We start from the raw sequence: 19,288 nt of genomic DNA on the forward strand, positions 1-19,288 counted from the left end.
GAATTGAGCAACGCCAATTAATCGCGGAAATTATTAAATTGGAACGGTTGCCCCAACTCCGCGCCTTTGACCAGTTGAATCACCGCTTGTAAGTCATCGCGGGATTTGCCGCTCACCCGCACTTGATCGCCTTGAATTTGGGTTTGCACTTTGATTTTGGCGTCTTTCACCAACTTGGTGATTTTCTTCGCCATCTCGCTTTCAATCCCTTGTTTGATTTTCACTTCTTTGCTGTAAATTTTGCCGCTGTGCTCAAACTGTTCGTCAATATCCAACGAATTATGCTCGATACCGCGTTTAATCATGGCGTTGCGCAAAATATCCAACAACTGTTCGACCTGAAAATCCGACTCACTGCTGACTTTGATTTTGACCTCTTTTTCATTCAGCTCTATCGTGGCGTGTACGTTTTTGAAATCCCAGCGGTTGCTCAAATCACGGTTGGCATTTTCCACCGCATTGCGCACTTCGTGTGCGGTTACCTCGGATACTATATCAAAAGAAGGCATACTCTCTTTCTCCTCAATCTCAAATTTATGCTCAAATTTATGGTTTTTAATATTTATAACGTTTGCAAACGTTGATTGGCGTCTAATAATAACAAAAGTGCGGTCAAATCGCCGTGATTAATCACCACTTGCGCCTGCCGCTGCACTTTCGGTTTGGCATGGAACGCAATGCCCAAACCGGCTTGCGCCAACATCGGCAGATCATTTGCGCCGTCGCCGATCGCAATGGTCTGTTGCTTGCTTAAACCAAATTGTTCACGCAAACGGTTAAGGGTTTGCGCTTTAACGTTTGCGTCCACCACCTGCCCGATCACTTGCCCGGTCAATATGCCGTCGATAATTTCCAGCTGATTGGACACCGCTGCGTCCAGCTTTAAGCGTTGTTTTAAATAATCGGCAAAATAGGTAAAGCCGCCTGAGGCAATTGCGATACGCCAACCGTGCCGTTGCAACACTTGCAACAACCGCTCCAAGCCCGGCATGAGCGGCAATGTAGACCGCACTTGCTGTAAAATCTGCTCCGGCGCGCCTTGCAATGTGCCGACCCGACGGCGCAAGCTCTGCTCGAAATCCAATTCGCCGCGCATTGCCTGTTCGGTGATTGCCGACACCAACTCGCCGCTGCCAGCCAGCTTGGCAATTTCATCAATACATTCGATTTGAATCGCGGTGGAATCCATATCCATTACCAATAAACCCGCCGTTTGCAACTGCACTTCGCCGTTTAACGGTGCGAGATCGCAGCCCAGTTGATTGGCGATATTGCGCCACTCTGATTGATAATCGCCTTTTAGGATCACCGCCAGCGTCTGCTCGCTCAGCCAAACATCGCACAGCAGTAACGGCTGTTGTATCTGCTCGGCAAAGGCGAACAGGCTGGTTTTGTCTAAGGTTTTTCCGTACAGCACAAACGGTCGAAGCGCACTTGCTGCGCCGGCTTCACCGTTCAAGGCGATCGGTAATTTTGTGCAAAAATCGGTTATCGTATTGAGATTGTGTTGCGGCATACTCGTTCCAAGTTGTTTTACTATGCTATACTCCGTTCTTATCAAACGGTATTAATAGCATAATTTCACGCATTTGAACATTTATAAGAGGCGGCATTGGTCTATTTAAACAAAGAAAAGGTCATCAAATCGGTACTATTGCTGATGATTATCTTGGCTTGCGGCGCGATTACCAGCGTGATTCTGTACGGCGTGAACCAATTTAAAGTCGGTTCGCAGCTCGCCAGTGTCAATCAAGTCTCCTATCTGTCGCACACCTTGGTGCGGCAACAGGCGAATCTGATGTCGGTGTTGTTGGCAAATAATGCGAAACCGGAAAGTCTGAGCGAAAGCTTGGATCAATTCCGCTTACAAGAATTCGTGCTCGATGCCACGGTTTATTCGGCACAAGGCGTGATTCTGGCGCAAAGCGGCAACAACGTTAATTTTCGCGATCGTATCGGCTTGGACAATCCCGACAATCAGGAAAACGGCAATACACAACAAATTGTTGAACCAATCCATTCCTCGACGCGCGGCTTACTCGGCTATCTGCGCGTGACGTTCGATACCCAATACGGGGGGCAAACCACGCAAGATAAAATCAACGCCCTATTCCATCACCTTTATGGCGAATTGATTATCATCTTCTTAGCCGGGGCGCTGTTCGCCAGTAGCATTCACTATTTCCTGCGTAAACGGCAGAAAATCCTGATTATCACCCAAGAAAACAAAAGTGCGGTCGGCGGACAAAGCAAGCCGGGTTCGGCACAGCGTTTCCATTCCAAACGGCGACGGTTTAAAGCTTAGTCGTGATTCTGAGGTGATAAAAAACCGCACTTCGATTCAAAGTGCGGTTTTTATTTAAAATCTGTTTAACGACAAATTAAATTAAGCGGCTAATTTTTTGATTTGCGCAACTAATTTAGATTTGTGGTTAGCAGCTTTGTTCGCGTGGATCAGGCCTTTAGAAGCCATTCTGTCCACCACTTTTTGCATTTCGACAAATGCGGTTTCGGCTGCGGATTTGTCACCGGTCGCTACGGCTGCGTAGGCTTTTTTGATGTAAGTACGCATCATAGAACGTTGACTTGCATTGTGCTGACGGCGTTTTTCAGATTGAATCGCACGTTTTTTCGCTGACTTGATATTAGCCAAGGTCAAACTCCCAAAAATTTCTGTAAAAAATGGACATAAAAATAAAGGCGTAGAATATGCCTGTTTTCTATGCGTTTGTCAATATGCGTTTGCCAAATAGTAATATGCACTTTGTTCGTTATCGCCGTGTATTGCCGCAACAAGACACGATTTAGGGTTGTAGCCACAGCGAAAACAGGGTTCGGACAAAAGAGCCGCTTTCGTCATCATTCCCGACTTCGCACGCTCTACCTAACACGTTATTTCACACATAGGGGGGCGATTTTAGCAGTTTTTTTGTGTGGAATATAGCTAAAAAACAAATTTTCTATACAATTAGCCACAACTATTCCCTTATCACAACATCAGAGATCCCGTTTTGAGTAAACCGTTATTGAAATCCGGCATCATCGTCAGCAGCATGACCCTGTTGTCGCGCGTGCTCGGCTTAATCCGCGACGTGGTGATCGCCAATTTGCTCGGTGCCGGCGCGGCTGCCGATATTTTCTTATTTGCCAACCGTATCCCCAATTTTTTGCGCCGTTTATTTGCCGAAGGTGCGTTTTCGCAAGCCTTTATTCCGGTGTTGGCGGAATACCGCAAAGAGGGTAATCTCAGCCAAACGCAAGAATTTGTCGCCAAAGTGAACGGCACGCTCGGCGGCTTGGTGGCGATTGTCACCGTCATTGCGATGGTCGGCTCGCCGGTGATTGCGGCGATTTTCGGCACAGGCTGGTTCATGGATTGGCTCAACGGCGGCGCGGACGGTTATAAATATGAACAAGCTTCATTGTTGTTAAAAATTACCTTTCCTTATTTATGGTTTATCACGCTGGTTGCGTTGTCGGGGGCGATTTTAAACACCCTCGGCAAATTCGGCGTGATGGCGTTTTCGCCGGTGTTGCTCAATATTGCGATGATTGCCACCGCACTTTTGCTTGCGCCGCGGATGGAAAGCCCGGATATGGCACTGGCAATCGGGATTTTCCTTGGCGGTCTGCTGCAATTTTTATTCCAAATTCCATTTTTAAAACAAGCCAACATGCTGGTGAAACCGAAATGGGCGTGGAACGATCCGGGCGTGAAGAAGATCCGCACTTTGATGATTCCTGCGCTGTTCGGGGTGTCGGTCAGCCAAATCAACCTACTGTTAGACACCTTTATCGCCAGTTTTCTGATGACCGGTTCGATCAGTTGGCTGTACTATTCCGACCGCCTGCTTGAATTTCCGCTTGGTTTGTTCGGCATTGCGATTTCGACGGTGATTTTACCAACGCTGGCACGCCACCATGTCAATAAAGATACCGATCAACTCGGCGTGAGCCAAGCCTTCCGTGATACCATGGATTGGGGCGTGCGTATGATTTTGCTGCTCGGCATTCCGGCGGCAATCGGGATTGCGATTTTGGCGCAGCCGATGTTAATGGTGCTGTTTATGCGCGGCAGTTTTTTATTGAGTGATGTGATCGCCGCTTCGTATTCGTTATGGGCGTTCACCAGCGCACTGCTGAGTTATATGTTGATCAAAATTCTCGCCAACGGCTACTACGCCCGGCAAGACACCAAAACGCCGGTGCGCTATGGCATTATCGCGATGGTGAGCAATATGGGCTTTAACCTGTTGGCGATTCCGTTCGGTTATGTCGGCTTGGCGATTGCCTCGGCAATGTCTTCCACCCTGAATGCATATCTGCTCTATCACGGGCTGGCAAAAGACGGTGTGTACCATTTCAGCAAAACCACCGTAATCTTTGCGCTGCGCCTTTTAGGGGCGGCACTCGGCATGGGCGCATTTATTTTCTATTACTCACCGACACTGAACGCATGGGCGTCAATGGGTTTATTTCAACGTATTCATTGGTTGGCTTGGTTGATCTTCGGCGCGGCGTTGGTTTATTTTATCTTATTGGCTCTGTTCGGCGTGCGCAAACAGCATTTCCGCCATTAATTTCGGGCTATCTTTTGATTGGAATATCGTATGCAATTAATCCGTGGGATTTATAATTTACCCTTACTGCCACAAGGCTGTGCGCTGACGATTGGCAATTTCGACGGCTGTCATTTGGGACATCAACAGATTCTCGCCCACTTGAAACAAAAAGCGCGGCAACTGGGCTTGCCGACGGTGGTGATGTTGTTCGAACCGCAACCGAACGAATTTTTTTCCGCCGAAAATGCCCCGGCACGCTTAATGCGTTTGCGTGATAAACTCATGTTTTTACAACAAGCCGCAATCGATTATGTGCTGTGCATTCGCTTTAACCGCACTTTTGCCAGTCTCTCCGCCGAACGTTTTATTCAAGATTATTTGGTCAATAAATTACAAGTCAAATTTCTCAGTATCGGCGATGATTTCCAATTCGGCGCACAACGGCAAGGCAATTTCCAAACCTTGCTACACGCAGGCAAACAATTCGGTTTCACGGTAGAAAACAACGATAGTTTTGCGCTGCACGCACAACGGATTAGCAGCACCTTAATCCGCAAAGCCCTTGCCGATGATGATCTCGCTTTGGCGGAAACAATGTTAGGCAAACCTTATAGCATTCGCGGACGAGTGGCGCACGGCAAAAAATTGGGACGCACCATCGGCTTCCCCACCGCCAATATCCACCTGCACCGCCAAGTCAATCCGATTCAAGGGGTGTACGCCGTCGAAATTATCGACAAGTACGGTCAGCAGCATTTCGGCGTTGCCAATATCGGCAACCGCCCCACCGTCGATGGCGGCACACGCCCGCTACTGGAAGTGCATATCTTCGATTTTCAACGCGCAATTTACGGCGAACCGCTCGAAGTCGTATTGCGGCATAAACTGCGCAACGAAATCAAATTCGCCGATTTTGAACAGTTGAAACAACAGATCGCCAATGATGTACAAACTGCGAAAGATTTTTTCAAATTGAACGTTTAATCTTGAATGGGGAATTTATGCTGAAATACTTTTATGCCGCACTTTTGACTTTATGCTTAAGTTTACCGTTAAGCGCGCAAACGGAATCGTTTGAACAATTGCAAGTCCGAGCAGAACAAGGCGATGTCGATGCACAATATAATTTAGGCGTGATATATAATACCGGTGAAGGCGTTGAACAAAATTACCAACAAGCCGCAATATGGTATCAAAAAGCAGCTGAACAAGGTCATGCTTATGCACAAAATAATTTAGGTTTTATGTATAACCATGGACAAGGGGTAACGCGAGATGATCACCAAGCTGTTGAATTGTATCAAAAAGCGGCGGAACAAGGCGATATTGTAGCACAATATAATTTAGGCGTTATCTATGAGCAATCGGAAATAATACAGGATTATCAAAAAGCCGTTAAATGGTATCAAGAAGCAGCGGAACAAGGTCATTCTTCAGCCCAATATAATTTGGGTATGATGTATGATGATGGGCGGGGAGTAAAACAAGATTACCGACAAGCCATACAGTGGTATCAAAAAGCAGCAGAACAAGGCAATCCTCAGGCACAAAATAATCTGGGTGTTCTCTATAGTAATGGGCAAGGGGTAAGACAAGATTTTATTAAAGCAAAACAATGGTATGCTAAAGCTTGTGGCAACAGTGAACAGAGCGGCTGTGATAATTACCGTACACTCCGTGAACAAGGTTATTAAAGATCAAAGTGCGGTCGGCGCCATCAAGTTGCCAACATCCGCAACCGTCCCACGATCAGACTGCGCATCTTCAAATTAAACGTTTAATCTAGGATGAGGAATTTATGCTGAAATATTTTTATACCGCACTTTTGGCTTTAGTATTAAGTTTACCGTTAGTCGCACAAGCGAAATCATTGGCACAGTTGCAAACCCGTGCAGCGCAAGGCGATGCGCAAGCTCAATTTGAGCTGGGCGATCACTATTTTCTGTCTGACAGCGGCACAGAGAGTGATCGGCAAGCGGTCATGTGGTTTAAAAAAGCTGCCGAGCAAAACTTCGCCGAGGCGCAATATGCGCTTGGGCAGCTATCACGTGACGGTATTGGTGTTCCACAAGATTATTCTCAGGCGCTGTATTGGTTGCAACAAGCGGCTGAGCAAAACCATGCCAAAGCACAATTTGACCTTGCCTACCTGTATCTGAAAGTTAAACAAGATTATGCACTCGCCGCACAGTGGCTGCAAAAAGCCGCCGAACAAAATCTGGCTGAAGCGCAATATGCGCTCGCCGTGTTATACCGCGAAGGCGAAGGCGTTAAACAGGACTACCCGCTCGCACGGCATTGGTTTCAAAAAGCGGCAGAACAAGGCGACGCCAAATCACAGTATAATCTCGCCTCGCTGTATAGCGATGTGCAAGCGATGCCCCCGAATTATCCGCAAGCGTTGTACTGGTATCACAAAGCCGCTGCGCAAGATTTCACCCTGGCACAATATAACCTCGGCGTGCTGTACCGTGACGGGAAGGCTGGAAATCCGGATTATCAGCAAGCGCGGCAATGGTTTCAAAAAGCCGCGGATAAGGAATTTACCTTGGCGCAATTTAATCTTGGTTTGCTGTACTATGACGGACAAGGGGTCGCACAAGATTATGCGCAAGCGCTACGTTGGTTTCAAAAAGCGGCAGATCAAGGCTACCCGGCGGCACAATATAATCTCGGATTGATGTACCGCGCCGGACAAGGCGTGAAAGCCGATTATGCACAAGCCGTGCACTGGCTGCAAAAAGCCGCCGAGCAAAATAGTCCGCCGGCACAAAACAGTCTGGGCGTGATGTATAGCGAGGGGCTCGGCGTGACCCAGGATTTCAAACAAGCCGAAATCTGGTACCGTAAAGCCTGCGATAACCAAAACCAACCCGGCTGTAATAATTATCGTACACTCATGCAGATGATGAAGAAAGAGTGAGTTCAAGTGCGGTTGCAAAACCGCACTTTTGTTTTCCAGCCCTGCTTTTTTTCTATAACGACTTATCCAAAAACTATCGAAAACCCACCGCACTTTGCGTATAATGTGGCGATTATTTGCTTAAAAACATGGAATACACAATGTCTGAAACTACAGTTGATTACAAAAACACCCTCAATCTGCCGGAAACCGGGTTTCCGATGCGTGGGGATTTGGCAAAGCGTGAGCCGAAAATGTTGGAAAATTGGTATCAGCAAGCGCTGTATCAAAAAATCCGCCAAGCGGCGAAAGGCAAAAAAAGTTTTATCCTGCACGACGGCCCTCCCTATGCCAACGGCACGCTGCACATCGGACATGCGGTGAATAAAATTCTGAAAGACATCATCATAAAATCCAAAACCGCACTTGGCTATGATTCGCCGTATATCCCGGGTTGGGATTGCCACGGCTTGCCGATTGAACTGAAAGTCGAGGGCTTGGTCGGGAAACCGAATCAAAAAATTAGCGCGGCGCAATTCCGTGAAGAGTGCCGCAAATATGCCGCGTCGCAAGTGGAAGGACAAAAAGCCGACTTTATCCGTTTCGGGGTTTTAGGCGATTGGGATAATCCTTACTTAACCATGAATTTCGACACCGAAGCCAATATTATCCGCACCTTAGGCAAGGTGATTAAAAACGGCCATCTGTACAAAGGCTATAAACCGGTGCATTGGTGTTTGGATTGCGCCTCCTCATTGGCGGAAGCGGAAGTGGAATATGAAGAACACAAATCGCCGTCAATCTATGTGCGTTTTGCCGCGGAAGATCAAAGTGCGGTCGCAGCGAAATTTAACGCCGGCGGTAACGGCACGATTTCCGCGGTGATTTGGACCACCACGCCGTGGACGTTGCCGTCAAACAAAGCGATCTCGATCAATCCTGAACTGACTTATCAACTCGTGCAAGTGAACGGTGAAACAACTGAACGCTTAATCTTGGTTAAGGAGTTGGTTGAAAGCGTCGCCAAAGAATTAGGCATGAGCGATTATGCGGTTGTCGGCGAGGCAAAAGGCGCGGAGTTGGAATTGCTGCGCTTTAACCACCCGTTCTATGCCTACAGCGTGCCGTTGATTTTGGGCGATCACGTTACCACCGAAGCTGGTACCGGCTTGGTACACACCGCGCCGGATCACGGTTTGGACGACTACAATGTGGCGCAAAAATACGGCATTCAAATGGTGAATTTAGTCAATGACGACGGTTCGTTCAACGACAAAGCCGAATTTTTTGCCGGGTTAAATGTGTTTAAAGCCAACCCGGTGGTGATTGAAAAATTGCAAGAAACCGGCGCGTTGCTGAAAATGCAAAAAATTGCGCACAGCTATCCGCATTGCTGGCGACACAAAACCCCGATTATTTTCCGTGCCACGCCGCAATGGTTTATCGGCATGGAAACCCAAGGTTTGCGCCAAGCGGCACTCAACGAAATCAAAGGCGTGCAATGGATTCCCGACTGGGGGCAAGCGCGGATCGAAACCATGGTGGCAAACCGCCCTGACTGGTGTATTTCCCGTCAGCGCACCTGGGGCGTGCCGATGGCGTTGTTTATCCATAAACAAACCGAGGAACTGCACCCGCGTTCGCTGGAATTGTTGGAAGAAGTCGCAAAACGCGTGGAAAAGCGCGGTATTCAAGCGTGGTGGGATCTGGATCCGAAAGAATTGTTGGGCGACGAAGCCGATCAATACAGCCGTGTGCCCGATACCTTAGACGTGTGGTTCGATTCCGGCGCAACTTATGCCACGGTGGTTGCGGCACGTCCTGAATTCAACGGGCAGCCGGCGGATATGTATTTGGAAGGTTCGGATCAACATCGCGGTTGGTTTATGTCCTCGTTAATGCTCTCCACCGCCACCGATAATAAAGCGCCGTATCGCCAAGTGCTGACCCACGGTTTCACCGTTGACGCGCAAGGGCGCAAAATGTCGAAATCGATCGGCAATATCATTGAGCCGCAAAAAGTGATGAACACCTACGGTGCGGATATTCTGCGTTTATGGGTTGCCTCGACCGATTACACCGGCGAAATTGCGGTGTCGGACGACCACTTTAAGCGCACCGCCGATATGTATCGCCGTATCCGTAACACCATGCGGTTCTTGTTGGCAAACCTGAACGGTTTTGATCCGAAGACTGACATGGTGCAAGCGGACGAGATGATCTCATTGGATCGCTGGGCGGTGGATTGCGCATTGCAAGCGCAACAAGAGATTGCGGAAAGCTACGACAGCTATCAATTCCATTTGGTCGTGCAACGCTTAATGCGCTTCTTCTCAATCGAGATGGGCTCGTTCTATTTGGATATTATCAAAGATCGCCAATACACCACCAAAGCCGACAGCCTCGCGCGCCGTAGCTGCCAAACCGCACTTTACCATATCGCCGAAGCGGCGGTGCGCTGGATTGCGCCGATTCTGTCGTTTACCGCCGATGAAGTCTGGTCATATCTGCCGGGCGAGCGTGGCGAATTTGTGTTTACCGAAGAGTTTTACGACGGCTTATTCGCTTTGGATACACAAGCGCAAATGAACGACGCTTACTGGCAGCAAATTGTTAAAGTGCGGTCGGAAGTCAACCGTGTACTAGAATTGGCGCGTAATGACAAGGTGATCGGTTCGGCATTGGAGGCGGAAGTGACCGTTTATGCCGATGAACAATTACAACCGTTGCTGCAACAGTTGGGCGACGAATTGCGTTTTGTATTGATTACCTCGAAAGCCGAAGTAAAACCGTTGGCGCAAGCCGATGTCGAAGTGGGTGAATTGAACGGTTTGGCGGTGAAAGTGATCCGCTCACCACAGGAAAAATGCCCGCGCTGCTGGCACTACTCCGACACCATCGGCTTGAATCCGGCACATCCGCATTTGTGCGGTCGCTGTGTGGAAAACGTTGCCGGCGAAGGCGAAGTGCGCAAGTTTGCGTAACGTAAACGTAAAGTACATCAGATTGATTTATAAGACAAAGTAGGGGCGGATTAACTATCCGCCCGTTTACGAAGTGCGGTATAAGCATTTAATCTGCAATGGAAAAATATAAAATTTGGTTCGGGCGGATAGTTAATCCGCCCCTCTATAGCGTATTTCGATAAACATGATAACCCAAGACGCTTGTTCGCTTTATGCAGCAAAAGCGTCTTTGCCATTTTAGAGGTGTCATCAATGAAAAAGAAAAGCGGATTGCCGTTTTTATGGATAAGTGCGGTTGCCTTTATTCTCGATCTACTGAGCAAATGGATCGTGGTAAAAAACTTCCAACTGTATGAAAGTATCAACATTTTGCCGGTCTTCAACCTGACCTATGTGCGCAACTACGGTGCGGCATTCAGTTTTTTAGCCGATCACGGCGGTTGGCAGAAATACTTTTTTATTGCGCTGGCGTTGGGCATTTCGGCACTGTTAATTTACTGGTTGGCACGTAGCGATTTCAATAAAAAACTGGCAAATAGCGGTTATGCCCTGATTATCGGCGGCGCCTTGGCAAATATGGTTGACCGCACTTACCACGGTTTCGTGGTCGATTTCTTGGATTTTTATTGGGATATTTATCATTACCCGATTTTCAATTTCGCCGATATTGCGATTACACTGGGCGCCGGTTTGTTGATTTTGGATTATTTCGTCAATCCTGAGAAACCGAAAGACAAAGAGGATGTAAAATGAAGATTATTTTAGCCAATCCGCGCGGTTTCTGTGCCGGCGTCGATCGCGCCATCAGTATTGTCGAACTGGCGTTGGAAATTCACGGCGCACCGATTTATGTGCGGCATGAAGTGGTGCATAACCGCTTTGTGGTCAACGGATTGCGTGAGCGTGGCGCAGTATTCGTGGAAGAGCTGGACGAAGTGCCGAACGGTGCAATCGTGATTTTCTCCGCACACGGTGTCTCGCAACAAGTGCGGCAAGAGGCGAAAGAACGTGGGTTGAAAGTATTCGACGCCACTTGCCCGCTGGTGACCAAAGTGCATATGCAGGTGGCGCGCGCCAGCCGCAAAGGCACCAAAGCGATTTTGATCGGACACCAGGGACACCCTGAAGTCGAAGGCACAATGGGACAATATGACAATCAAGACGGCGGCATTTATTTGGTGGAATCAGTGGAGGATATTGCCAATCTGCCGCTGAATCAAACTGACGATTTAACTTTTATGACCCAAACCACCCTTTCGATTAACGATACCAGTTCGATTATCGACAATTTGAAACGGAAATACCCGTCGATTCAAGGTCCGCGCAAAAATGACATTTGCTATGCCACCACCAATCGCCAGAATGCGGTGGCCGAATTGGCGCAACAATCGGATTTAGTGCTGGTGGTCGGTTCGAAAAACTCGTCCAATTCCAATCGCTTAGCCGAATTGGCTTCACGTATGGGCGTGCCGGCAAAACTGATTGACGATGCCGATGATATTGATCCAAATTGGTTAAAAAACATCAACGTGATTGGCATTACCGCCGGCGCTTCCGCACCGGAGGTGTTGGTGCAATCAGTGGTCAGCCGCCTGCGTGAGTTGGGCGTTGACAGCGTGGAGGATTTACAAGGCTGCGAAGAAAATACGGTGTTTGAAGTGCCGCGCGAGCTGCGCATTAAAGAAGTGCAATAAGCAAGAACTTGACCGCACTTTTGGTTAATTTTGCGATCCGGATTCAGAAAGTTTTCCGCCGAACTCGGCATAAGCATGAAATAAAGGCAAAGTAACGCTGTCGTCCGATATGAACGACGGCGTTTTTTATTGATTAACCTTTTCTTTATAATGGAAATTTTATGTTGAGTTTAAAATCAAATCTTAAAAAATTATCACTGTTGGCATTATTGGGCACGATGATCAGCGCCCCATCTTTCGCCGATAAAACCAAAGCCGCTGCCCCAAGTGCGGTAACAACTGTTGAAACCGTTGCGGCAAAAATCAATTTGAACAGCGCCACCGCGCAAGAGTTAGAAAAAGGCTTGTTAGGCATCGGCGCCAAAAAAGCGGAAGCGATTGTCGAATATCGGGAGAAAAACGGCAATTTTATCAGTATTGATCAACTGAGCGATGTCTCCGGCATCGGCAAAGCCACGTTAGAGAAAAACCGCCATTTATTGACATTGTAAATAAAAAATCCTCTGATTTGGAACAAGTCAGAGGATTTCTATTCAACAGAAAGTAAACTTAACCGTTCCGCAATCATTTGTTCCAACGGCGAGTAATTTAATCGGTGGGCTTGCTTAGAGGCTTCAATCATTTGCTCTTGTGTTATACCGTTAAAATGTAAATCATAGCCTGCATTTTTAGCGAGTTGCGCAATAAAAATCCGTTGTACTCGACCACTTCCTTCTCGAAATGGATGCATAGCATTAATTTCACCTAAATAATAGGCTAATCGCGCCGCCATGTTTTCTGCCGCTGTTATCGTTAAATATTTTTCCTGTTTCAGTTGCTGAAATAATTTTTTAGCTTCAGGCACAATTCGGTATCCTATTATAAAATCCTGACCGCCTTTTTGTAGGTAGCCGTCACGAATTTCACCTGCCCATGGGTAAATATCTTGAAATAAATGTTTATGAATTGCTTGTAAATGCGCTAAATCAAATTGCCCTTTAATTGGGCTTTCCGCTAGAGAGGCGGTATTAATATAGCTGATCGCCTTTTCTTTAATATCGAGTTCGACTTGATCTTGTATATTAAATCGGTTTCTCAGCACGCCATTTGCATAAATATAGGGATCAGATCCCGTGTACTTCATACATTTTTTCCTTAAATGCATTAAAGGTAATGTGTCCGTTAATCCATTCATTCGATAGTTTCAGCATTTCAGCAGTGGTTTCAATTCCCTCAAGTCGATTATTATCAATCGCAAATTGAATGGCTTTTTGGCGCGAAGTTTTATCCGCCTCAGAAATCGGATTATCCAACATATTCTTTCCTTCTGAATTCAACGTATTGCAATCATTCGGCATGTTTACTCCTGCTCCACCAAAAACTGAAACCAATGCCGTTCTTCGATTCGCGCTTTGATATGTTTACGGCGACGCAAACGCAATAAGCGGCGGTGGTTGTTTTGCAGTGAAAGGGATCGTTTCGGTTTAAAAAATACCCGTGCTCTTCTCATATTATTCTCCTTTTAACTTAGCGGAATCCCATAGTCGTTTTCTTGTGTGTTATTACTGGTATCTGCCGGGGTCAGTTTGCGATCAATCGCTTTTTCAATCTCTTTCAGGCGGTAATGCTTGCTAATGCTGCTCATATAACGGCGGATATTTTCTACATAAGCATAGGCTTCATAACCGCGCGCATAACCGTATTTCAATTTGGAATAGTAACGCTTTTCCGCCAACAGCGGCAGGTTGTTTTTCACATCCAGCCAGTTATCCGGATCGCCGCCCAATTCTTTGGTGAGACGGCGCACGTCCAGCAAATGCCCCAAGCCCATATTATACGCCGCCAGCGCATACCAAATTTTATCTTCCTGCCGCACGGTGTTGGGGATTTGGCGCATTAACATATGCAAATACTCCGCCCCGCCGCGAATGCTTTGTTCGGCATTGGTGCGATCTTTCACATTCATCCGTTCGGCGGTGTCTTTGGTCAACATCATAATCCCACGCACGCCGGTCGGCGAAGTGGCGGTTTCGTTCCAATGGGATTCCTGATAAGCGATTGCCGCCAGCGTGTGCCACTCCAACTCACCGCTATAACGTTTGAAATAATCAATATATTTCGGCAACACATTTTCGATCGCGTTCAAATAAGTGCGCGCATCAACGTAGTCAAAATTACGCATATGGTTGAAATATTTTTCTTCTAGGCGTGCCACTAAGCCGTTCTCAAGTGCGGTATGCATGAATTCCAATGACGCCGCTTGCAATTCGTTATAGGTATTTTTGGAAAAATACCAATGCACACTCGACTCTTCACTGACATCAAACGCCACTTTTAATTGCGGTTTAATCTGCTGTGCCGAGGCGATATCAATCGAAGCGGCGATGGCATAATCCTGTTTGCCTTCCGCCACCATTAACAAAATTTCTTCTTGGGTCAGATTTTCATTCACTTGCCAATTTAGGTTTGAAAACTGCGCTTTATTTTGCTGTAACAAGGTGATCAATTCTTGATTAAACGGAATCAAAATCGAGGTGGCGACTTCGGCAAAATTTTTCGGACGCGCCTCACCCATGCGATACACCAATTGCCAAGAGGCGGAGGTATAACCCGGACCGGTTTGAAAATCGTCATTTTTTTCATTTTGATAACGCAAACCCGCCGCCGCCATATCAATCTGACCGCGCTTTAACGCCTCGAACAATTGGCTGCTGTTATCCAAGCTGACAACCTTCAACCGCACGCCCAGATAGTCGGCAAACGCCGCGCTCAATTCATATTCCAAGCCTTGTGCTTGGTCATTGCCGATAAAATAATAGACCGGATTATTCACCGTACCGACCACCAGCTCGCCTTTTTCCAACACCGTCACATAGTGATTTTTCTCCGACGACATGATTTTTTGCCACGGGAAAACCATGTCGATTGCCCACAGCAATAAACCGATTGCAAAAATCGTGCGTAGTATTAAGCCTTTCAAATAACCGTTCCGTTTTATCGCCAATGCCGCCGTCTAAGATAACGCATTTTAACTGTTCTTGTGCAGAAAACCAAATCTGTTCCGTTCGCACATGCTTTCCTGTACAATATAGGCGATTTTTTAACTCCCTCTTTCACCTACGGTAAAATACGGTAAATGACGATGATGCAAATTTTCCGCGGCTCTCCCGCTCTCTCTGATTTTCGCTTAAACCAATTAATGACCCGATTCCGCCAAGCCGAGCTGCCTGTCAGCGATTGCTATGCCGAATATCTGCACTTTGCCGATTTGACACAGGCACTAACGCCAACGGAAACCGAGCAGTTAGAACAGTTGCTGCATTATGGTCCGACATTGGCGGAGCATGAACCGAGCGGCAGTTGTTTTATCGTGATCCCGCGAATCGGCACAATCTCCTCTTGGTCTTCCAAAGCCAGCGATATTGCGCATAATTCCGGCTTAGAGAAAGTCAAACGCCTCGAACGCGGTCTCGCATATTATCTTCAAACCACCTCCCCCCTCACCGCACAACAAACCCAAACCCTGACCGCACTTTTACATGACCGTATGCTGGAAACGGTGATCGAAACTCCACAAGATGCCCAAGCCCTGTTCAGCCACGCCGAACCGAAAGCGTTCACCACCGTTGATATTCTGCAACACGGCAGAACCGCACTTGAACAAGCCAATCTCAATTTAGGTTTGGCATTGGCGGAAGATGAAATCGACTATTTATTCGAACAGTTCACCCAACTGAAACGCAATCCGGTCGATATCGAACTGTATATGTTTGCCCAAGCGAATTCCGAACATTGCCGGCATAAAATTTTTAATGCCGATTGGGTGATCGACGGCGAGAAACAGCCGAAATCACTGTTTAAGATGATTAAAAATACCTTTGAGCAAACCCCTGATTTTGTGCTGTCGGCGTATAAAGACAATGCGGCGGTGATGGAAGGCTCGAAAGTCGGGCGTTTTTTTGCCGACAGCGACGGAAAATATCGCTATCATCAAGAAGACGCGCACATTTTAATGAAAGTGGAAACCCACAACCACCCGACTGCGATTTCCCCGTTCCCGGGCGCGGCGACCGGTTCAGGCGGTGAAATCCGCGATGAAGGCGCGACCGGACGCGGTGCAAAACCCAAAGCCGGTTTGGTCGGTTTCTCGGTGTCCAACTTACTTGTACCGCACTTTGAACAGCCGTGGGAAAATCCGTTAAGCAAACCGAACCGTATCGCGTCGGCATTGGATATTATGTTGGAGGCCCCGCTCGGCGGCGCGGCGTTTAACAATGAATTCGGTCGCCCTGCGCTGTTGGGCTATTTCCGCACTTATGAAGAAAAAGTGAACAGTTTTAACGGGGTGGAAGTGCGCGGTTATCACAAACCGATTATGCTTGCCGGCGGAATCGGCAATATCCGTGGCGAACACGTTGCCAAAGGCGAAATTCCGGTCGGCGCAAAATTGATTGTACTCGGCGGCCCGGCGATGAATATCGGCTTGGGCGGCGGTGCAGCTTCCTCGATGACTTCAGGCAAATCGAAAGAAGATTTGGATTTTGCTTCGGTGCAACGCGACAATCCGGAGATGGAACGCCGTTGTCAAGAAGTGATCGACCGCTGCTGGCAGCTGGGCGACGACAACCCGATTCTGTTTATCCACGATGTCGGCGCAGGCGGTCTCTCCAATGCGATGCCGGAATTGGTCAATGACGGCGGACGCGGCGGCAACTTTGAGTTGCGCAAAATCCTGAGTGACGAACCGGGCATGAGCCCGTTGGAAATTTGGTGTAACGAATCGCAAGAACGCTATGTGTTGGCAGTGGCAGCGGATCAATTGCCGCTGTTCGAACAACTGTGCCAACGCGAACGCGCGCCTTATGCGGTGATCGGCGAAGCGGTGGCTGAACCGCACTTGACCCTCAGCGACAGCCATTTCAACAATAAACCGATTGATATGCCGTTAAATGTGCTGCTCGGCAAACCACCGAAAATGATCCGCGAGGTGCAAAGTGCGGTCGTCAAAAATCCTGCGCTAGACACGCAAGCAATTAATCTCAGTGAAGCACTGCACCGCGTGTTACGCCTGCCGGTAGTCGCGGAAAAAACCTTCTTAATCACCATCGGCGACCGCTCTGTCACCGGCATGGTGGCGCGCGATCAGATGGTCGGACCGTGGCAAATCCCGGTTGCCGACTGCGCCGTGACCACCGCCAGCCTTGACAGCTACTACGGCGAAGCGATGTCCATCGGCGAACGGGCGCCGATTGCGTTATTGAACTTCGCTGCGTCGGCACGCATGGCGGTTGCCGAATCGATCACCAATATCGCCGCCACTCAGATTGGCGATATTAAACGGATTAAACTCTCCGCCAACTGGATGTCTGCCGCCGGACACAAAGGCGAAGACGCCGGTTTATATGCGGCGGTGAAAGCGGTCGGCGAAGAACTCTGTCCGGCATTGGGCTTAACCATTCCGGTCGGTAAAGATTCAATGTCGATGAAAACCACTTGGCAGGAAAACGGCGAAAACAAACAAGTCACTGCGCCATTATCCTTAGTGATCAGTGCTTTTGCACGGGTGGAAGATGTGCGCAAAACCGTTACGCCGCAATTAAGAACCGACAAAGGCGACAGCCGTCTCTTGCTGATCGACTTGGGCGAAGGCAACAACCGCTTGGGCGCAACCGCACTGGCGCAGGTGTATAAACAACTGGGCGACAACGCCGCCGATGTGGTTGATTCAGCCAAACTGAAAGGCTTCTATGGCGCCATCCAACAACTGGTTGCCGACGATAAATTACTGGCTTACCACGACCGTTCCGACGGCGGTTTGATTGTAACGCTTGCCGAAATGGCATTTGCCGGTCATTGCGGGGTTGATGTGAATATCGCCGCCCTCGGCAACGACAACTTAAACGTGCTGTTTAACGAAGAGTTGGGCGCAGTGATTCAAGTTCGCACCGCCGATTTAGACAGCGTAAACCGCACTTTGGCACAACACGGGTTAAGTGCGGTCAGCCATGATCTCGGCACGGTCACCGTCGGCGATGAATTTATTATCCGCCGTGACGCTGAAGTCGTCTTACAGCAATCGCGCAATGAACTGCGTGGTATCTGGGCGGAACTGACCCACCAAATGCAACGCCTGCGCGACAACCCGACTTGCGCCGATCAAGAATTCTCCACCAAGAAAGATCCGAACAATAAAGGCTTGTCGGCACAATTAAGCTACAATCCAAGCGAAGACATCGCTGCGCCCTATATCGCCACCGGCATAAAACCACGCATTGCGGTGTTGCGCGAACAAGGAGTAAACAGCCATGTTGAAATGGCAGCGGCGTTTGACCGTGCCGGATTTGATTCGATTGACGTCCATATGAGCGACCTGATGAGCGGACGTATCAGCCTCGATTCATTCAACGCTTTGGTCGCTTGCGGCGGCTTCTCTTACGGCGATGTACTAGGCGCAGGCGGCGGTTGGGCGAAATCCATTCTGTTCAATACCGCACTTCGCGATCAATTCGCCGCCTTCTTCCAACGTGAAAACACCTTGAGCTTGGGCGTATGTAACGGCTGCCAAATGCTCTCCAACCTTGCCGAAATCATTCCCGGCACGGAAGCATGGCCGCGCTTTGTACGCAACACCTCCGAACGTTTTGAAGCGCGCGCGGCGTTGGTACGTATCAACGACAGCAATTCGTTGTGGTTCAACGGCATGGCAGGCTCACATATGCCAATCGCCGTTTCCCACGGCGAAGGTCGGGTTGAATTCAAAAATGATCAGCAATTGGCACAGTTGCGTGAGCAAAACCTCATCATCGCGCAATATATCGACAATAACCTGCAACCAACCGAAACCTACCCGGCCAACCCGAACGGCTCAGTGGACGGCATTACCGCACTTAGCAACCGCAACGGACGCGTCGCCATTATGATGCCACACCCGGAACGCGTATTTAGAGCAGTCAGCAACTCTTGGTATCCGGAAGACTGGTCTGAAGATGGGGCTTGGATGCGGTTGTTTAGGAATGCGAGGGTTGTGTTGAAATAGATATTAATAAAAGGATGAGTTTTGGCTCGTCCTTTTTTATATTTAAATAATGGAAGATTAAATTATGAATAATAGATATGCTAATATAGATTTAGCTTATGATTTCTTATTAGATAAAAAAATCAGAAAGTGAATTCACTTTAAATGAA

General features: G+C 48.2%; 17 protein-coding genes. 10 read left to right on the forward strand and 7 right to left on the reverse strand.

Features of this window, described 5'->3' with window-relative positions; all coding sequences use genetic code 11:
- Window positions 1–17 precede the first annotated feature (17 nt).
- Entirely contained in the window at window positions 18–509 is a 492-nt protein-coding gene (locus ACWA50_RS01090) for a YajQ family cyclic di-GMP-binding protein (RefSeq protein ID WP_431053499.1), read from the reverse strand.
- Between the two features lie 53 nt (window positions 510–562).
- Entirely contained in the window at window positions 563–1,516 is a 954-nt protein-coding gene (serB, locus tag ACWA50_RS01095; RefSeq protein WP_431053500.1) for a phosphoserine phosphatase, read from the reverse strand.
- Between the two features lie 144 nt (window positions 1,517–1,660).
- Here serB and ACWA50_RS01100 point away from each other — a divergent pair, with 144 nt between their 5' ends.
- Complete coding sequence (locus tag ACWA50_RS01100; RefSeq protein WP_449343125.1) at window positions 1,661–2,305, forward strand: YtjB family periplasmic protein; 645 nt, start codon at window positions 1,661–1,663, stop codon at window positions 2,303–2,305.
- An 81-nt stretch (window positions 2,306–2,386) separates the two neighbouring features.
- Here the strand turns inward: ACWA50_RS01100 and rpsT are convergent, their stop codons facing one another.
- Window positions 2,387–2,653, reverse strand: coding sequence for a 30S ribosomal protein S20 (rpsT, locus tag ACWA50_RS01105; RefSeq protein WP_431053502.1), 267 nt, complete (start codon window positions 2,651–2,653; stop codon window positions 2,387–2,389).
- 358 nt (window positions 2,654–3,011) lie between these two features.
- Here rpsT and murJ point away from each other — a divergent pair, with 358 nt between their 5' ends.
- From murJ to ACWA50_RS01145, 8 genes are all read left to right on the forward strand, one after another.
- Window positions 3,012–4,580 (forward strand): murein biosynthesis integral membrane protein MurJ, encoded by a 1,569-nt coding sequence (gene murJ / locus ACWA50_RS01110; protein ID WP_431053503.1) that lies wholly within the window; start codon window positions 3,012–3,014, stop codon window positions 4,578–4,580.
- A 30-nt stretch (window positions 4,581–4,610) separates the two neighbouring features.
- The gene (gene ribF / locus ACWA50_RS01115) at window positions 4,611–5,546 is read left to right on the forward strand and encodes a bifunctional riboflavin kinase/FAD synthetase (protein ID WP_431053504.1); all 936 of its coding nucleotides are present in this window, start codon (window positions 4,611–4,613) and stop codon (window positions 5,544–5,546) included.
- Between the two features lie 17 nt (window positions 5,547–5,563).
- On the forward strand, window positions 5,564–6,256 hold the full coding sequence (locus ACWA50_RS01120; protein ID WP_431053505.1) for a tetratricopeptide repeat protein: 693 nt from the start codon (window positions 5,564–5,566) through the stop codon (window positions 6,254–6,256).
- A gap of 104 nt (window positions 6,257–6,360) precedes the next feature.
- Window positions 6,361–7,485 (forward strand): SEL1-like repeat protein, encoded by a 1,125-nt coding sequence (locus tag ACWA50_RS01125; RefSeq protein ID WP_431053506.1) that lies wholly within the window; start codon window positions 6,361–6,363, stop codon window positions 7,483–7,485.
- Window positions 7,486–7,625: 140 nt separating this feature from the next.
- The gene (gene ileS / locus ACWA50_RS01130) at window positions 7,626–10,448 is read left to right on the forward strand and encodes an isoleucine--tRNA ligase (protein WP_431053507.1); all 2,823 of its coding nucleotides are present in this window, start codon (window positions 7,626–7,628) and stop codon (window positions 10,446–10,448) included.
- Window positions 10,449–10,682: 234 nt separating this feature from the next.
- Window positions 10,683–11,183, forward strand: a complete 501-nt coding sequence (gene lspA / locus ACWA50_RS01135) for a signal peptidase II (RefSeq protein WP_431053508.1) — start codon at window positions 10,683–10,685, stop codon at window positions 11,181–11,183.
- A complete protein-coding gene (ispH, locus tag ACWA50_RS01140) occupies window positions 11,180–12,124 on the forward strand; it encodes a 4-hydroxy-3-methylbut-2-enyl diphosphate reductase (protein ID WP_431053509.1) in 945 nt (314 codons plus the stop codon). Before lspA ends, ispH begins: the two co-directional genes overlap by 4 nt.
- Window positions 12,125–12,285: 161 nt before the next feature.
- Window positions 12,286–12,615, forward strand: coding sequence for a ComEA family DNA-binding protein (locus ACWA50_RS01145; RefSeq protein ID WP_431053510.1), 330 nt, complete (start codon window positions 12,286–12,288; stop codon window positions 12,613–12,615).
- A 38-nt stretch (window positions 12,616–12,653) separates the two neighbouring features.
- Here the strand turns inward: ACWA50_RS01145 and ACWA50_RS01150 are convergent, their stop codons facing one another.
- From ACWA50_RS01150 to mltF, 4 genes are read right to left on the reverse strand one after another with little or no spacing between them, the layout of a single operon-like run.
- On the reverse strand, window positions 12,654–13,247 hold the full coding sequence (locus ACWA50_RS01150) for a Fic/DOC family protein (RefSeq protein WP_431053511.1): 594 nt from the start codon (window positions 13,245–13,247) through the stop codon (window positions 12,654–12,656).
- Window positions 13,228–13,461, reverse strand: a complete 234-nt coding sequence (locus ACWA50_RS01155; RefSeq protein ID WP_431053512.1) for an antitoxin VbhA family protein — start codon at window positions 13,459–13,461, stop codon at window positions 13,228–13,230. The genes ACWA50_RS01150 and ACWA50_RS01155 overlap by 20 nt, the downstream gene beginning before the upstream one ends.
- 2 nt (window positions 13,462–13,463) lie before the next feature.
- The gene (locus tag ACWA50_RS01160) at window positions 13,464–13,613 is read right to left on the reverse strand and encodes a hypothetical protein (RefSeq protein ID WP_431053513.1); all 150 of its coding nucleotides are present in this window, start codon (window positions 13,611–13,613) and stop codon (window positions 13,464–13,466) included.
- A 12-nt stretch (window positions 13,614–13,625) separates the two neighbouring features.
- Window positions 13,626–15,083 carry a membrane-bound lytic murein transglycosylase MltF gene (gene mltF, locus ACWA50_RS01165; protein ID WP_431053514.1) on the reverse strand — a complete coding sequence of 486 codons (1,458 nt, stop codon included), beginning with the start codon at window positions 15,081–15,083 and terminating at the stop codon, window positions 13,626–13,628.
- A 162-nt stretch (window positions 15,084–15,245) separates the two neighbouring features.
- On the opposite strand from mltF, the gene purL reads away from it, so the two are divergent.
- Window positions 15,246–19,139, forward strand: a complete 3,894-nt coding sequence (gene purL, locus ACWA50_RS01170) for a phosphoribosylformylglycinamidine synthase (protein WP_431053515.1) — start codon at window positions 15,246–15,248, stop codon at window positions 19,137–19,139.
- Window positions 19,140–19,288: the final 149 nt, after the last annotated feature.

It is taken from the genome of Testudinibacter sp. P17/SS/0325 (assembly GCF_053570765.1).

Bases quoted from the DNA above. Each gene is read 5' to 3' on its own strand.
- ACWA50_RS01155 (WP_431053512.1), bottom strand. From the start codon at position 13,461: ATGCCGAATGATTGCAATACGTTGAATTCAGAAGGAAAGAATATGTTG.
- ileS (WP_431053507.1), top strand. From the start codon at position 7,626: ATGTCTGAAACTACAGTTGATTACAAAAACACCCTCAATCTGCCGGAA.
- serB (WP_431053500.1), bottom strand. From the start codon at position 1,516: ATGCCGCAACACAATCTCAATACGATAACCGATTTTTGCACAAAATTA.
- lspA (WP_431053508.1), top strand. From the start codon at position 10,683: ATGAAAAAGAAAAGCGGATTGCCGTTTTTATGGATAAGTGCGGTTGCC.
- ACWA50_RS01160 (WP_431053513.1), bottom strand. From the start codon at position 13,613: ATGAGAAGAGCACGGGTATTTTTTAAACCGAAACGATCCCTTTCACTG.
- ACWA50_RS01090 (WP_431053499.1), bottom strand. From the start codon at position 509: ATGCCTTCTTTTGATATAGTATCCGAGGTAACCGCACACGAAGTGCGC.
- ACWA50_RS01125 (WP_431053506.1), top strand. From the start codon at position 6,361: ATGCTGAAATATTTTTATACCGCACTTTTGGCTTTAGTATTAAGTTTA.
- ACWA50_RS01145 (WP_431053510.1), top strand. From the start codon at position 12,286: ATGTTGAGTTTAAAATCAAATCTTAAAAAATTATCACTGTTGGCATTA.
- ACWA50_RS01100 (WP_449343125.1), top strand. From the start codon at position 1,661: ATGATTATCTTGGCTTGCGGCGCGATTACCAGCGTGATTCTGTACGGC.
- purL (WP_431053515.1), top strand. From the start codon at position 15,246: ATGATGCAAATTTTCCGCGGCTCTCCCGCTCTCTCTGATTTTCGCTTA.
- ACWA50_RS01120 (WP_431053505.1), top strand. From the start codon at position 5,564: ATGCTGAAATACTTTTATGCCGCACTTTTGACTTTATGCTTAAGTTTA.
- ispH (WP_431053509.1), top strand. From the start codon at position 11,180: ATGAAGATTATTTTAGCCAATCCGCGCGGTTTCTGTGCCGGCGTCGAT.
- ribF (WP_431053504.1), top strand. From the start codon at position 4,611: ATGCAATTAATCCGTGGGATTTATAATTTACCCTTACTGCCACAAGGC.
- ACWA50_RS01150 (WP_431053511.1), bottom strand. From the start codon at position 13,247: ATGAAGTACACGGGATCTGATCCCTATATTTATGCAAATGGCGTGCTG.